The organism is Sorangium sp. So ce128 (genome assembly GCF_051525245.1).
GTDB lineage: Bacteria > Myxococcota_A > Polyangia > Polyangiales > Polyangiaceae > Sorangium > Sorangium cellulosum_B.
The window spans coordinates 3,394,375-3,409,890 of record NZ_CP150313.1 but is presented as its reverse complement, the minus strand read 5'-3'; the positions used below and the strand labels follow the sequence as shown (position 1 = coordinate 3,409,890).

Here is a 15,516-nt window from a genome sequence, read left to right as displayed (position 1 = left end):
ATCGAGTTCGAGCAGTCCGGTGCGCTCTCATTCTGTTCCTGCCTCCCCCGGCGCGTGGCAGGGGGCGCGGCGCGCCGCGCTGGCCGCGCTCGCGATACTGCCGGTTTCTTGCGCGGATCTCGGGCCCACGGACGGCGCTCCGGCCGATCTCGCCGAGGGGGAGATCGCGGAGGCCGGCCAGGCGCTCTCGCTTCCTTTCCCCATCAACGAGCGGAGGTCGCTCGTCGTCACGAACACCGACATCCTCGGCGCCTTCAAGCTGAAGGACGTGCTCCAGCAGCTCATCGATCAGGCGGGCGTCAGCCTGACGCCCCTCCAGCTCTTCCGGCAGTTCATGGACACGAACCGGAAGGCCGCGGACGGGATCGGCCTCGGCCCGCACTGCGATGACGTGGTGATCCCCGGCTCGGCCGGGTCCATCAACGGGTGGCCGATCGACTGCCCCCGCGTCGTGGGCGAGGAGGCCGACAGGGATCCTTTCGCCGACGAGGAAGCCCCGAACGCGTACGTCGCCACGACCCTGGCGAACCGCTTCGACCTCGCCCCGCCGGACGGCGCCAACTGCGGTGAGTACCGCGTCGTCTTCGCCAGGCGCTCGGGCATCCCGGAGAGCGCGTTCCAGATGCGCAACTTCATCATCTTCGAGGGCCGGCTGCCCAACCCGACGCCGAGCCTTGGCCGGGAAGGGTGCCGCCCGGTCGTCGACTTCTGGTACCACCTGTCGGATCCGGCGAAGAGCCTCGAGACGCGGCGGGACGAGCTGCTCGCCTTCTATTTCGACGGCCTGCCCGGGGGGTTCGAGCCCGTCCTCCACATCGATCACTACGGCCAGAACGCGGGGCCGTACGGCGGCCAGATCCGGACCAACGAGTTCCTCTTCGCCCCCGAGGTCGACGGCGATCCGCCCGAGCCCTTCACCACGTGGAACCTGCGGGAGTTCAGGCTCCTTCACAGCGGCTCGGGGAGCAGCGCCACGCTGGTCGTGACCCCGTCGTTCGTGAAGGACAACCCGGCCGCGCCGCTCTTCGATCCTGCCTCGACCGACGCGCGCGCCGTCGCCTTCAGGAGCACGTCGTTCCCGGGCCTCGTGGAGCGGCTCGCCGCGGCCGACGACATCAACCGCTTCGCCCTGGAGCCGAGCTATCCGACGACGATGAACGCCGGAGAGAGCCAGATGATCGGCCTCCAGAACAACTACTTCGCGACGCTCGGGGCCGGGCCCTCGGCCCTCAGGACCAGCATCCAGAGCAAGCTCACCGCGATGGGCAGCGCGCTCACCCCGGATCAGGTCGTGGGGCGCGCGTTCTCCCTGTCGTGCAGCGGGTGCCATGAGCCGATCGGCGACGCCACGGGCTCCCCGACCGTCGAGCTCGATCTCGGCACGACCGCGACGCTGGCGAAGCTGAGGCCGTTCACGCAGACCTCCGAGCAGCTGGAGGCCGATCCGGACGAGCCGGGCGGGCAGCGCTTCAAGATCTCGGAGGCCCTCACGGGCGTGTTCATCCCGTTCCGGAAGAACGTGATGGCGGAGTTCCTCCTCAACGACCCGATCCTCGGGTTCGAGAAGCCGGGCGCGTGGACGTCGGCGCAGGCCCAGCTGTCGCTCCACTCGGGCCGGGTCGTGGAGGGCATCTCGTCGCTCCAGGTGAATACGCCCTCCTCGTTCAACGAGATCGTCAGCCCGAGCTTCAGCGCGGCGAACCTCGCGCCGGTGGGCAACAAGATCACGCTCGATCTCTTCGTGTCTCCCGTCCAGCCGAACCCGAGCTGGGTCGGGAACATCGAAGTGCTGATCTCGATCCCTTCGGCCGGCATCCACAACCAGTGGGCCGGCAACGTCCCGCTCACCCCGCTCCCCCGGGGCCAGTTCGTGAGGATCCAGTTCGCCCAGCTGCCGACGGCCACCAAGAACGCGCTGAACGCAGGGGCCAGCGACGTGAAGCTGCAGTTCAACCTCAACGTGACAAGCAACTCAGGTCCGTACTACCTCGACAACGTACGGTTCGAGAACTGACCGCGAGCGAGCGCTCGTGATCGCGAGAGCGAGCGTTCGCTCATGAAGAGGGCGCCGGCCCCCCACCGGCGCCCTCTTCTTCTCTTGTTCTCTTGCGCTCGGATACCGATCCTCCCACGCGCGCCCACACACGGCCCCTCCCCCGGGCCGACCCCCCGCGGCAGCACGATCCGCCCCGGCGGATGAATCATCCGTTATAGTAGACACAACTCTCGGGCCTTGGTATGCTGCGCTCATGTCAGGCATTGCCATCATCACCGGAAGTGTCTCTGCGCGCTCGAAGACCTCGGCGCTCGCGGCCCGCATCGCGGCGCCGACGGAGCGCGCCAAGGCGCTCCTCTTCGAGGACCCCAGATCGCAAGAGCTGCTCCGCCGCGCGAGGCAGGTCGCAGCCGGCGACGCGCCCGCGGTCATCACCGGCGAGATCGGCACCGGCAAGGAGATCATCGCGCGGCACGTGCACGAGCTCAGCGCGCGCCGCGGCCGGCCCTTCCTCGCCGTGAGCTGCGCGGCGCTGTCGCCCGCGCTCGCGGAGAGCGAGCTCTTCGGCCACGAGCAGGGGGCGTCCCCGAAGGCGCTCACCAGGAAGCCCGATCTCCCTGCCCTGATGGACGCCGCCGCGTCCCTCCGCCCCGCCAAGAGAGCCCGCGCCTCGCGCCAGACCAACGAAGGTGCGATATAGAGCGACAAGCCCCCCTGCGCCCCCGGCGCGAGCAAACCTCGAGCGGCACGGGCCGATTGCGTGTTCTGCACAACAGATGCACCGATTGCGTGTCCTGCACAACAGATGCGCACGCGATGCGTGCTCCAGACTCGCCGAGCACGTCGGGTCGCTCTTTTCATGTTGGCGCGCAACGTGCGAGCCTGGGGATCGTGCAGGGCCGGACGGCAAGGCGAGGAGGGTGTTTGTATGAGCTCAATCCATCCCGGTGCGGCAACGAACGCAGTCGCAGCGACCCTGGCGCGCCCCGCGGCGAGCGCCGGCGCGACCGTTAATCCCGGCGCAGGGGCGCCGGAGCTCTCCGGAGGGGAGCTCGAGCCGCCACCCAGCGTGACGCGCGCGCTGGCCGCCACGGCGGAGTCGGAGGGCACCGAGCGCGCCGCGTCCTGGGAGCTCTGTACCGCGATGCTCGCGATCGCCACCGGCTGGCTCGCGTGGACGCTGCCGGAGCCGAGCGCCCGCGACGTGCTGCTCGTCGCGCTCTGCCTGGCGCTCGTCGCGATCGAGCGCCGCAGGGCCGGCGCGCACTTCAGAAAGGCGATCGCCGCGGCCGCGGGCGCGCGCGGCGCGACGGCGGGCGAGGCGTCGCGCGCGGCCTGGCGGCTGGACGCGGCCTTCTGCGCGGCCCGCGCCACGGGGCGCGGCGCGATGGGCGAAAGGCGCCGCTGAGCGAGCTCGCCCGCCGGAGAGGCCTCGCGCGGCGGGGATCACTGGCACATCACGAGCACGTCTCCCCTGGCGCTGACCCGCGCGCTCCTCGGGGCTCGGCGTCGAACGGCGAGCCGGCCTGTCCGCACCGCGGGCGCCATCCTCCGCCCACGTCGCGCTCGCGGAACTCGGGGCGCAGCTCGCTGCGCGCGTCGGACGCGAGCAGCTCGCACGGATCGAAGTAGTGCGACGTCCGCGCCTGCGCGGCGATGGACGGCAGCTCGCCAGAGAACTCCGGCACCCCGGGGCAGCGATGGTGCCAGAGGGCATAACGCTCCGGGACGTCGCCGAAGCAGAGCACTTCCTTTACGCCGCCGTTGCAGTTCGTGCTCACGACGAGCACCGGCGCCGGCAGCGGCGCGAAGCGGTGCACCCGGAGGACCACGTCGTGGTGGAACTCGCCCTGCTTCCAGTGGGCGAGGAGATCGAACTCGCCATGTCGATCCCGGATTTCCTGCAGCAACGATCCGAGATCCATCGCATCGGCGAGGGCTTGAACAGACGCATCGGTCATGGCGGGCGCTCCTTCGACGGTGAGCTTCGCCGATGGTGTAGCACGGCGCCCGCCCGGCGCCGTGACGCGGGGCTCTCCGTCGGTGGCGGAGCACTCGTGTCCTTGCACCGCACCAGCGAGCACGCCCGACGCGTCGCTCGCCGGGAGATCTTCACAGCGACATGGTCGAGTGAGGAGACTCGACACGAGGGGTCGTCACCGCCGACTCCCGCGCTTGCGCCCGAGCGACGCGCCGCGTATCGTCCGTTGCCTGAGAGCCCTCCGCGGCGGTGAAGGCGCGCGGGCCAGTCGAGCTCACGCCCGTGCAATCGTCCTGGCCTGTCTCCGTCGTCGCCCTGACACCGGCCTCCTGCGGGGCCGTCCTGTGGCGCGCGCAGGGCGCAGAGCGGCTCACGGTCGTGGTCAAGGCCACGTTTGCCCTCGTCCACGACACGAGCGCCGAGCTCGCCGCCCCGTCGGGCCTGATCCGCGCCGATCGGCTCCGAGACGGCTGGGGCAGCCTGGAGGAGGCGTGCGAGACAGCCCCTTACCTGCCGTACGCGGGGGTCCTCGTGCGCGGGCACGCGGCCGCGCCGGCGGGGACGACCGCCACGGCGCTCTCGGTGCGGGTCGCGCTCTTCCGCGAGGATCGCTGGGTCCTCGACAAGGTGCTCCACATCTACGGCGACCGCACGCGAGAGGCCCCGGATCCGCGTCCGTTCGGCCTCATGCCGCTCGCGTACGAGCGCGCTTACGGCGGCCCCCACATCGACGCGAACCCGGTGGGCGTCGGCGCCGGGACGGCGCTCCCGAACATCGTCGATCCGGCCGATCCCACGAGGCCCGCGGGGGTCGGGCCGGTCGCGGGGCACTGGGCCCCGAGGAGAGCCTTCCTCGCGCGGGATCAGGCGCCCGATCTTACGGCTCCGGAGCTCGGGGGCAGCTTCGACTTCCGCTATTTCGTCGCCGCCCCCGCGGACCAGCAGCTCGAGTTCCTCCGCGGCGACGAGTGGATCCTCCTGGAGGGGCTGCACCCGCACTGCCCGCGGATCCAGTCCTGCCTGCCTTCGGCCCGCGGGCTCGCGCGGCTCCACCGGCTCGGGCCTGGAGGCGACGACCACGGGCAGCCGATCGAGCTCGTCGCCGACACGCTGACCATCGACGCGGACCGCCTGCTCTGCTGGCTGATCTTTCGCGGGAACGTCGCGCTGCTGCCGGGCGACGAGCCGGCGCGGATGCGGGTGGTCGCCGGCGTCGAGATGGCAGGGCGCCCCGTCCCGTGGCCCCCGGCGGCGGAGGGCGCTCTCGCCGTCGCGGCGCCCGTCGCGGCGCCGGAAGGCGCGCCCGCCGCCTGGGGGACGGCGCTCCCGGCGGGGCACTGGAGCGCCGTCACGCAGCGGGTCACGCCGCTGCTCGCGCCGCCTCCCCTGCCCTGCTCGCGGCCCCAGGAGGCGCACTGGAGCGTCGTCACGCAGCAGGTCGCGCCGCTGCTCGCGCCGCCTCCCCTGCCCTCCTCGCGGCCTCAGGAGGCGCACTGGAGCGTCGTCACGCAGCAGGTCGCGCCGCTGCTCGCGCCGCCTCCCCTGCCCTTCCTGCCGGCGCCGGAGCCGCCGCCGCGCGCGGCGCCTCCCCCGGGGTCGGTGCCGTTTGCGATGCCCTTCGCCCATGCCGGGCCCGAGGCCTCTCCGCCCGAGCCGCCGGCGCGCGTGCAGCCCCCGCTCGGCGGGCTCGACGAGGCGACCCTCGTGGTCGACCTGCCCCCCGTGGTCGACCCGCCCTCCGCGGTCGACCCGCCTCCCGCGGTCGACCCGCCCCCGCCACCCCCGCACACGCAGCCGCCGCCAACCGCACCCGAAGAGGCCGCCGCCGTCGCGGAGCTGGCGCCTCCTCCGGAGCTGGCGCCTCCTCCGGCCGCCGCGTCGCCCGAGCCGGAGCCGGAGCCGGAGGCTCGCGGCCTGCGCGCGGCGGTGCTCGCCCGCCTGAGGAGCGGCCAGCCGCTCTACGACCTCGATCTCGCGGGCGCCGATCTCGAGGGGATCGACTGGAGCGGCGCCTCGCTCGAGCGCGTCAACCTCGCCGGCGCGGGGCTCGCCCGGTGCAACTTCGCGTCCGCGCGCCTCGCCCGGGCGAACCTGAGCGGCGCGGATCTCACCGACGCGAGCTTCCAGGCGGCCGACCTGACGCGCGCCGATCTCTCCCGCGCCACGCTCGACCGCGCGGCGCTCTCGTCGGCGATCCTCACGAGCGCGGACCTCACCTCGGCCAGAGGCTCGCACGCGCGCTTCGACGGCGCCGCGCTCGACGGCGCCGACCTGCGGCAGGCGCGCCTGCTCGAGGCGGTCTTCGACCGGGCGAGCCTCACCGACGTCAACGGGAGCAAGGCGGACATCTCGCGATCGAGCTTCGCGAACGCCAACCTCGCCGGCGCCATCCTCCGCGCGGCGAAGCTCAAGGAAGCGAGGCTCCCCTGCGCCAACGTCGATGGCGCCGATCTGCGCGAAGCGGATCTCGCGGGCGCCAACCTCTACGGCGTCAGGCTCGCAAACGCGAAGTCGAGCGGCGCGATCTTGCGCGACATCGTCGAGATCCCACCGCCCGCGCCCGAAGAGGACATCAACGTTTCTTCACAGGGTTGACGCCCAGGCTCTCTTTTGTCTAACTCCACAGGACGGGCCGCCTCGGGATGGTCAAGGCGGATTGATTCACCTCCTCGCGCCAGGAAGAGACACCACCATGAGCGACCTCATCAACTTCTCTTCGAGCATCCTGGAGGGCCCGGCGCGCGTCGTCGGATTTCGCGGCGTGGAGGCGATCTCGCGCCCGTACAGGTTCGAGATCTTCCTGTCCATCCCGAGCGAAGGCGACGATGACACGGACTTTGCGGAGATGGTCGGGGCCAAGGCGCGGCTCTCGATCGACCGGCAGGACGACACGATCCCGCCCTACGTGTTCGCCGGCGTGCTCGCCGGCGTCGATCTCCTGCACGAGTTCGGCGGGCGCGCGCTGCTGCGCGCGGTGCTGGTGCCGCGGCTCTGGGGGCTCACCCTGTCGAAGCACAGCCGCATCTTCACGAAGAAGAGCGTGCCCGACGTGATCAAGCTCGTTCTCGAGGAGAACGGCATCACGGGCGGCGATGTCGAGCTCAACCTCGGCAGCTACGAGGCCGAGGAGCACATCTGCCAGTACCGCGAGAGCGACTTCGATTTCATCTCGCGCTGGATGGAGCGGGAGGGGATATTTTATTATTTCGAACACACCGAGGACGGAGAGAAGCTCATCCTCTGCGACGACAAGAGCTACCCGGCCGAGGTGCTCGGCGCGCCGGTCCGCTACCACCCGCAGACCGGCGAGGACCGCAGCGCCTCCGCCTCGTTCCGCACCTTCTCCTGCCAGCACGGGGCGCTGCCGTCGCGGGTGAAGCTCAAGGACTACGACTATGTCCGGCCGCAGTTCCCCCTCGCCGGCGCGGCCCCGGTGTCCCAGTACGGCACCGGGGAGATCAGCCTCCACGGCGAGCGCTTCTTCAGCGCCGACGCCGGCAAGCGGCTGGCCCAGCTGCGCGCCGAGGAGTACCTCGCCCGGGAGGCGGTCTACCAGGCCGCCGGCGCGCGGCTCCACCTGCGCTCGGGGTACACGTTCGAGCTCGAGGACCACCCGCGCGCGCGGTTCAACGCGAAGTACCTCGCTGTCGAGCTGCGCCACCACGGCAACCAGTCCGCCGGGCACAGCGACTTCGCGGAGCTCGCCGGGCTCGCGCACGAGGAGGTCTATGTCGTCGAGGTCTCGGCCATCCCGGCGGCGACGCAGTTCCGCGCGGAGTCGCGGACGGCGTGGCCGCGCATCTACGGTTACGAGAACGGCTCGGTCGACGGCTCCGCGTCGAGCGAGTACGCGCAGATCGACGAGCACGGGCGCTACCTGGTGAAGCTCAAGTTCGACGAGGCGAGCCCGCGCGACGGCAGCGGGTCCACGTACGTGCGCATGATGCAGCCGCACGGCGGCGGCGTCGAAGGGTTCCATTTCCCGCTGCGGCGGGGGACCGAGGTCGTGCTGAGCTTCCTCGGCGGCGACCCGGATCGGCCCGTGATCTCCGGCGTCGTGCCCAACGTGCTCACGCCGAGCCCGGTGACGAGCGGCAACCACACGAAGAACGTCATCCAGACCGGCGGCAGGAACCGCCTCGAGCTCGAGGACCAGGCCGGAGCGCAGCGCATCACGCTCTCGACGCCGCACTCGAACACGTACCTGCGCATGGGGTCGCCCAACAAGGGGCACGAGTTCATCGGCAAGACCGATGGCAGGATCCTGCTCGACGCCGGGCAGAACATGGATTTCGAGGTGGGCGCGAGCTGGACGAGCCATGTCGAGAACGACATCACGACGACGGCCGACTCGGGCCACATCACGACGACCGCGACAGCGGGCAACATCATGACGACGGCCGTCGCAGGCACCCTCACCGAGACGGCCAAGGGGGATGTGTCGATCACCTCGACCACGGGCAAGGTCGTCGTCAAGGCCCTCGGGAACGACGTCGAGATCTCGGCGAAGGGCAAGCTGTGGCTCGAGGCCGAGGGCGACAAGAAGGAGATCCTCAAGGCCAATCACCACGTCGAGAGGACCGGCGACTACAGCGTCACCACGCTGGGGAGCGCGCGAGCCCACGTGTTCGGGGCCAGCTCGTCGACCGTGGTGGGCGGCTCGCTCGACGCCAAGCTGGGCGCGTTCCGCTCGATCGTGGTCGGCGCCACGAGCGATTTCAAGCTCACGAACGCCACGTCGGTGACCGCCGGCAAATCGCTCGACGTGAAGGTCGGCAACTTCACGTCGATCAACGTCTCCCGCTCGCTCGACATCAAGCTGGCGAACACGACGGAGCTCAAGGTGACGAACGCGCAGGAGCTCACGGTGGGGAGCAAGCAGTCGCTCTCGTGCAGCAGGACCCAGGAGCTCGTCATGGGCCAGAAGCTCTCGTTCAACCTCAGCAGCGCCGTGGAGTTCAAGCTCGGCGCGACGGTGTCCGTGAAGAACGGCCCGGAGCTGACCATCCAGGGTCCGAAGTTCACGACGAAGACCGTCGAGCTCAAGAACGGGAGCTTCACCCTGGAGAGCGTCGCGGCCGAGATCAGGAAACACGGCATCTTCGTGGTCAGCTAGCGGCGAGGCGCGCCGCGCGCTCGCGGTCGCCGCTCCGGAGAGACATCGGCCTCGGCCACACCAGGGCGCGCGCGAGGCGCCCCCCCGCCACAACCGGTCATTCGAACTCCATGCGTGTCATCAAGCCTCTCCGCCTCTCCGTCCTCCAGCGCGTGCTCACCGTCCGGCGCAATCATCACCTGAGCATCGGGCTCCTCGTGTTCTTCCCGCTCGACGCCCCCGAGATCCCGCTGCCCGAGGTCTCGATGTGGCAGCGGGTGATGCCCGCGCTCGGCAAGGACGGCCTCCTCGACGAGGGCATGCCCAAGCCGCGCGGCGAGGTCCTCGTCTTCGGCAAGGCGTTCTCGCCGGGAGGCGAGCCCCGGCCGGCGTTCGCGGCGGGCCTGCAGGTCGGCCCGGTCGACAAGCCCCTCGTCGACAAGTCCGTCGCCGTCGTCGGCAAGCGGCGATGGCACCTCGGCGCGCCGACGGAGCCAGAGCCGATCACCGAGATGCCGCTCACCTGGGAAAACGCCTTCGGAGGACCGGATTACGCGCTGAACCCGAAGGGGATGGGGCTCGGGCCCATCGAGGAAGAAGGGGTCAAGGCGCATTACCTGCCCCACCTCGAAGACCCGCGACATCTCCTCATGTCGCCGGGCGACAGGCCGCCGCCCGCGGGCTTCGGGGCCCTCGACCCCACGCTCGCGTCGCGGGTGGCCAAGCTCGGCACGTACGGCGGCGAGTGGCTCCAGAACGACTTTCCCGGCTTCGCCCGGGATCTCGACCCCGAGTACTTCCAGGTCGCCCCGGAGGATCAGCGGCTGCCCGAGGTTCTCGAGGGCGGCGAGGCCATCCGCCTGAAGAACCTGCACCCGGCGCGGCCGCTCATCGAGACCCACGCCCCGAGGCTCCGCGCCCGGTGCTTCGTGCGGCAGCGGGGCGAGGCGGGCGAGACGGTGACCGACGGCGAGGAGCCCCTCCGGGAGGTCGCGACGCGCCTGGAGACGGTGCTCCTGTTTCCCAACATCGAGCGCGGCGTCGCCATCTTCCGCGGCGTCGTCCCCGTCGCCGAGGACGACGCCGCGGACGTGCGCCTGCTGCTCGCCGGCCTCGAGCGGGCCGACGCGCCGAGGCCGATCGAGCACTACCGCGGCGCGCTGGAGCGGCGGCTCGACAAGGAGAAGGGGCACCTCCACGCGCTGCGCGAGCAGGAGCTCCTCCCGGAGCCCGACCCCGACGCCCCGTCGTTCCCGGACGAGGCGATCAGCGACATGGACGAGCTCATCCGGCGCGAGCGGGCGATGGAGCGGCGGTCGATCTCGCGAGCGCAGCGCGAGCTCGACCAGGCGCGGCTCACCTTGCTCGTGCTCGGGATGAACCCGGACGAGAAGCTCCCGCGGGAGATCAAGCTCCCGGAGGAGCCGAGGCCGGACGAGCTCGCGGACTACGCCGAGCGGATGGAGCGCGAGGGCGCGGCGCTCCAGAAGGACGCCGAGGAGCAGCGCAAGGCCGCCGAGGAGGAGGCGCGCGAGCTCTGCGCCGAGCAGGGGCTCGACTTCGACGAGGCGGTCGCGAAGGGCAAGCGCGAGGGCGGCGGCCCGCCGAAATTCAGCGCCGACGAGGAGCTGGCCCGCCTGCGCGAGCTCGCGGAGGTGGGGCGCACGGCGGGCGCGCCGATGGAGGACCTCGAGGCGAAGCTCGCGGACCCGGCGTTCGCCGCGGGCCTCCGCAAGGCCGAGGAGAACGTCCTCTTCGCGTACCGCGCCTTCGCTCACTTCCACCCGCCGGCGGATCCGGCGCCCGAGGGGAAGCGGTCCGAGCTGCGCGCCGAGGTCGAGCGGGCGCTCGCCGCCGGCGAGTCGCTCGCGCGGCGCGATCTGACGGGCGCCGATCTGCGCGAGCTCCGCCTCGCGGGCGCCGATCTCCGCGAGGCGCTCCTCGAGGGCGCGGATCTCTCGGCGTGTGATCTGAGCGGGGCCGATCTGACCGGCGCGGTGCTCACGCGCGCGAAGCTCGAGGGCGCGCGGCTCGGGAAGGCCACGCTGCGCGGGGCGAACCTCGGCGAGGCGCGCGCCTCGCGCGCGAGCTTCGACGGGGTCGACCTCCGCGAGGCGGTGCTCCACAAGGCGTGGCTCGAGGAGGCGCGGCTCTCGGGCGCCGACCTCGCCGGGGCCGACTTCCTGGAGGCCAGGGTCGCGGGCGCCGACTTCAGCGGCGCCGCGGCGGACGACGTCCTCTTCTTCCAGCTCGACCTGACGGGCGCGCGCTTCGCCGGCGCGAGCCTGCGCAAGGCGACGTTCTTCCAGTGCACGGGGGCGGGCGCGGACTTCGGCGAGGCCGAGCTCGAGGACGCGGCCCTCGTCGACTTCAAGGGCGAGAAGGCCTCGTTCCGGAAGGCAAGGGCCGCGGCCCTGCGCGTCGTCTCCGCCTCCGCGCTGCCGGGCGCGGACTTCTCCGGCGCCGAGCTCGCGCGGGCGAACCTCCGCGGGGTCGATCTGGAGGGCGCGATCTTCGAGGGCGCCTCGGCGGACGGCGCGGACTTCAGCGAGGCGAACCTCCGGAGGGCGCGCCTCGCGCAGCTCTCGGGCAAGGGCGCGCGCTTCATGCGTTCGGACCTGGCCGAGGCGGATCTGACCGGAGCGAACCTCATGGACGCCATGCTCCAGAAGGCGAAGGTGCCGGGCGCCCGCCTCGACAACACGAACCTCTTCCGCGCCAACCTGCTCGACGCCAAGGGTGATGAGCGGACCACCTTCTCCGACGCGCACATCAAGAACGTCGTGTTCACGGGGCAGAGCAAGTGACGCGCGAAGAGCTGCTCGCGAAGGTCGACGAGGGCGAGGTCATCGCCGGGGAGGACCTGTCGGGGCTCGATCTATCGGGGCTCGACCTGTCGGGCGTCGTGTTCGAGAAGACGAGCTTCCGCGGCGCCAGGCTGAAGGACGCGAAGCTCAGCGAGTCCATGTTCAACGGGTGCGATCTCTCCGGCGCGGACCTGTCCGGGGCGCGGGCCCGCCACGCCGTGTGGAGCCGGTGCGCGCTCCTCCACGCGCGCCTCGACGGCGGCGATCTCGTGGCCGGGAGCTTCGCCGAGTGCGACGCCTCGCGGGCCAGCTTCGACCGCGTGAACCTCACGATCGGGAGCATGGTCAAGGGGCGCGCCGACGAGGCGAGCTTCCGCGAGGCCAACCTGGACCGGTTCTCGCTCGTGGAGACCGAGGCCGCGCGCCTCGCGCTCGACGGGGCGCAGCTCAAGCAGGCCTGCCTCATCAAGGCGGATCTGTCGACCGCGAGCCTGCGCGGCGCGACGCTCCACCTCGCGGTGCTGGTCGGCGCCCGCCTCCGCGGGCAGGACCTGTCGGGCATGGACCTGACCCTCTCGCAGCTCACCGACGCCGATCTCGCGGGGTGCGACCTGCGTGGGGCCCGGCTCGTCCAGGCGAATTTCAAGGGCGCGGACCTCACCGCGGCGAAGCTCGACGGCGCGGACGCCGAGCGCGGCCTGTTCCTCGGCGCGCGGCTCGCCGGCGTGTCGGCCGCAGGCCTCAAGGCGCGGCAGGCGATCTTCTCCGAGGCCGACCTCGAGGCCGCGGACCTCGCCGGCGCCGACCTCTACCAGGCCATCTTCCAGCGGGCGGCGTGCCCGACGGCGAGCTTCCGCGACGCGGACCTCACGTACGCCGATTTCTCGCACGCGAGCGTCGAGAAGGCGGATCTTTCCGGCGCGAAGCTCTTCCGCGCCCGCTTCCACCAGACGCGCGACGCGGGCGCGACCTTCACGAGCCGGTCCGCCGCGCTCGGCGACGACCCGGAGCTGCTCGAAGCCGAGCGCTGGACGCCCTGAGGGGATGCCCCTCCCGACAGCAGGAGAGACACGATGCGAGACAATCTGGCCAGACAGCGGGTGGAGACCTTCGCGATCCAGGAGGTCGGCGCGGTGATCGGAGCGACGGACGGGTCGTTCCAGGTGCGCGTCGGGTCGGGCGACTACGCGGCGAAGCGCGCGGTGAGCTGCCTTGTCGAGCCGGCGCTCGGCGACCGGGTGCTCGTCGCGCTGCACGACGCGGGGTGCCACGTGCTCGCGGTGCTCGACCGCGAGGGCGGCGCGCCGACGCGCCTCGTGGCCGAGGGGGACCTCGAGGTGAGCGCCCCGCGCGGCCGCGTCACGGTGGCCGCGGCCGAGGGCGTGCGCCTCGTGACGCCGGCCGAGGCCGCGGTGGCCGCGGGCAAGGTGCGCGTCGCGGCGAGCGAGGGGTCGCTCGCGGTCGGGGCGATGACGTACGTGGGCGAGCGGCTCGTCGCGCAGGTGGACCGCGTGAAGACGGTCGCGCGGTCGGTCGAGTCGATCGCGGAGCGCTGGGTGCAGCGGCTCGACCGGGCGTACCGGTTCATCGCCGAGTCGGAGCAGGTGCGGGCGCAGTACTACGAGGTCACCGCGAAGGCCGCGGTGAACATCAAGGCGCAGGCGACGCTCGTCTCGAGCGGCGAGCTGACCAAGATCGACGGCGGGCAGATCCACCTCGGCTGACGGGAGGCACAGATGTTCGCGAACACGCAGATGGGAGGCATGGCCCTGGGCGGACCCGACGTGTGCCTCACGCCGCCGGCGCACCTGCCGGTGCCCTACCCCAACCTGGCGGCGCAGCCCATGGGGGTGCCGGCGGTCTACAACGTCCTGTTCATGTGCACGCCGGCGCACAACATGACGACCCAGGTGCCGCTGACGAACGGCGACAACGCCGGCCTGGAGACGGGCGTCGTCTCGCACACGGTGATGGGCCCCTCGCGGCACGTCACGGCGGCCTTCACCGTGCTCGTCGGCGGCGCGCCGGCCACGCGGATGACGAGCGTCACGATGCAGAACTCCGTCAACGCGCCCGGGGTCAGCATCGTCCCGAGCCAGCTCAAGGTGCTCCTTCTCGCGCCGTAGGCGGCCCTTGAAAGAGCACAACCGGCTCCGCATCGAGCGCCTCGCGGCCCGCTATGCGCGGCGCCTCGAGGAGGCGCGCGCCCCCGCGGAGGCGGATTTCCTCCGCGAGTTCGACGACCTGCGCGAGCGCCTGCTCCGCCCTCAGATGGAGGAGTTCGCCGCCGAGCTCCGCAAGGCGGGGCACGCGCCGCGCATCGTGCTCGACGAGGGGCACGACACGCCGAGCGTCGAGCTCGCCCTCGGCCTGCGCGAGGCCAGGGCCAGCCGCAACGTGGTCGGCTTCTGCGTCATCCGCTGGGCCGGCCACCCGCTCCAGATCCTCGCCTACCTCGAGGTCAACCCCACGCCGTTCGATCTGGAGCGGTTCGCCCGCGCCGCCGACGTCGGGCCCGAGCGCGTCGAGCAGCTCCTCGTCGAGGCGATCGAGCACATCATGGTCTGCAACGCGCCCTGAGCGCCGGCGGGGCCTGGCCGCTCGCTCGGCGACAAGGGCGGGTCTCGGGGGTATGCTCCGCGGATGAGTACCATCGAGCTCAGCGCGGAGAATTTCGAGAAGACGGTCGAGTCGAACGGCATCGTCCTCGTCGACTGGTGGGCGCCCTGGTGCGGCCCCTGCCGGGTCTTCGGGCCCGTCTTCGAGAAGGCCTCCGAGAAGCACGCGGACATCGTGTTCGGGAAGATCAACACGGACGACCAGAAGGACCTGGCGCAGGCCTTCAACATCCGCTCGATCCCGACGCTCTTCATCTTCCGCGAGAAGGTCCTCCTGTTCGCGGAGGCGGGCTCGCTGCCCGCTTCGGCGCTCGATCAGGTGATCGAGAAGGTGCGCTCGCTCGACATGGACGAGGTGCGGGCGAAGATCGCCGAGGAGGAAGCGAAGGAGGCCGCCGGCGGAGACAGCGCCGGCGAAGGCCCCTGAGGAGCGCGCGGCCCGCAGGGCGGCCCTCCGGCGGGGCGCCCTGCCAGCGCGGGTGAGCCGCGGCTCGGCTGCTCATGACCGCCGACAGCCGTCCGCTCGGCGACGTCGGGTCAGCTCTGGCTGCCGGCCTTGTCCCCGCGATAGTCGGTGGCCCCCTGGATGGCGGGCAGCCAGGGCACGCGGTGCACGGTCCAGAGCTGGAAGCTAGGCGGAGGCACGTCGCCGGGTCGGTCCATCGTGCCGAGGAAGATGTCGAGTTCCCGCGCCCCGTCACGGCGCCAGAACAGCGACGATCCGCAGGTCGCGCAGAACTGGCGGACCGCGGAGCTCGATGAGCGATAGGTCGCGGGCGCGCCGGAGAGCAGCTCGAACTGCTCGTCAGAAAAGGACGCGAACGCCGGCATCGGCGCGCCGGTCTGGCGCCGGCACTGGCTGCAGTAGCAGACATTGACGCTCGCCGGCGCGCCGCGCGCTCGGTAGCGGATCGCGCCGCACAAACAGCCGCCGTTGTGGTGAGCCTCGGACATGGCCGTCGCCTCCTGGTTCCTGGATCTCGCGATCGCCAGCCTGGCCCCTCGCGGCGTTTGCCGCA

General features: G+C 71.6%; 13 protein-coding genes. 11 read left to right on the top strand and 2 right to left on the bottom strand.

The window, feature by feature from the left end; genetic code table 11:
* The first annotated feature begins 19 nt into the window (after positions 1 to 19).
* From WME82_RS13375 to WME82_RS13365, 3 genes are all read left to right on the top strand, one after another.
* Complete coding sequence (locus WME82_RS13375; protein WP_438043162.1) at positions 20 to 2,014, top strand: hypothetical protein; 1,995 nt, start codon at positions 20 to 22, stop codon at positions 2,012 to 2,014.
* A gap of 235 nt (positions 2,015 to 2,249) precedes the next feature.
* On the top strand, positions 2,250 to 2,696 hold the full coding sequence (locus WME82_RS13370; protein ID WP_438043161.1) for a sigma 54-interacting transcriptional regulator: 447 nt from the start codon (positions 2,250 to 2,252) through the stop codon (positions 2,694 to 2,696).
* Positions 2,697 to 2,924: 228 nt separating this feature from the next.
* A complete protein-coding gene (locus WME82_RS13365; RefSeq protein WP_438043160.1) occupies positions 2,925 to 3,404 on the top strand; it encodes a hypothetical protein in 480 nt (159 codons plus the stop codon).
* Between the two features lie 49 nt (positions 3,405 to 3,453).
* Here WME82_RS13365 and WME82_RS13360 read toward each other — a convergent pair whose 3' ends face one another.
* Positions 3,454 to 3,957, bottom strand: a complete 504-nt coding sequence (locus WME82_RS13360; RefSeq protein ID WP_438043159.1) for a hypothetical protein — start codon at positions 3,955 to 3,957, stop codon at positions 3,454 to 3,456.
* Positions 3,958 to 4,259: 302 nt separating this feature from the next.
* On the opposite strand from WME82_RS13360, the gene WME82_RS13355 reads away from it, so the two are divergent.
* The 8 genes from WME82_RS13355 (at position 4,260) to trxA (ending at position 14,924) form a co-directional block, all read left to right on the top strand.
* Positions 4,260 to 6,572 carry a DUF2169 family type VI secretion system accessory protein gene (locus tag WME82_RS13355; protein ID WP_438043158.1) on the top strand — a complete coding sequence of 771 codons (2,313 nt, stop codon included), beginning with the start codon at positions 4,260 to 4,262 and terminating at the stop codon, positions 6,570 to 6,572.
* Between the two features lie 97 nt (positions 6,573 to 6,669).
* Entirely contained in the window at positions 6,670 to 9,093 is a 2,424-nt protein-coding gene (locus WME82_RS13350; protein WP_438043157.1) for a type VI secretion system Vgr family protein, read from the top strand.
* Positions 9,094 to 9,203: 110 nt separating this feature from the next.
* Entirely contained in the window at positions 9,204 to 11,879 is a 2,676-nt protein-coding gene (locus WME82_RS13345) for a DUF2169 domain-containing protein (RefSeq protein WP_438043156.1), read from the top strand.
* Complete coding sequence (locus tag WME82_RS13340) at positions 11,876 to 12,919, top strand: pentapeptide repeat-containing protein (protein ID WP_438043155.1); 1,044 nt, start codon at positions 11,876 to 11,878, stop codon at positions 12,917 to 12,919. The genes WME82_RS13345 and WME82_RS13340 overlap by 4 nt, the downstream gene beginning before the upstream one ends.
* 33 nt (positions 12,920 to 12,952) lie before the next feature.
* Complete coding sequence (locus WME82_RS13335; protein WP_438043154.1) at positions 12,953 to 13,603, top strand: DUF3540 domain-containing protein; 651 nt, start codon at positions 12,953 to 12,955, stop codon at positions 13,601 to 13,603.
* Positions 13,604 to 13,615: 12 nt separating this feature from the next.
* On the top strand, positions 13,616 to 14,005 hold the full coding sequence (locus WME82_RS13330; RefSeq protein WP_437745805.1) for a DUF4150 domain-containing protein: 390 nt from the start codon (positions 13,616 to 13,618) through the stop codon (positions 14,003 to 14,005).
* Between the two features lie 7 nt (positions 14,006 to 14,012).
* A complete protein-coding gene (locus WME82_RS13325) occupies positions 14,013 to 14,459 on the top strand; it encodes a hypothetical protein (protein ID WP_437745804.1) in 447 nt (148 codons plus the stop codon).
* Between the two features lie 63 nt (positions 14,460 to 14,522).
* Positions 14,523 to 14,924, top strand: a complete 402-nt coding sequence (gene trxA, locus WME82_RS13320) for a thioredoxin (RefSeq protein ID WP_437745803.1) — start codon at positions 14,523 to 14,525, stop codon at positions 14,922 to 14,924.
* Between the two features lie 110 nt (positions 14,925 to 15,034).
* On the opposite strand, the gene WME82_RS13315 is transcribed toward trxA, so the two are convergent.
* Positions 15,035 to 15,451, bottom strand: a complete 417-nt coding sequence (locus WME82_RS13315; RefSeq protein WP_438043153.1) for a GFA family protein — start codon at positions 15,449 to 15,451, stop codon at positions 15,035 to 15,037.
* Positions 15,452 to 15,516 lie beyond the last annotated feature (65 nt).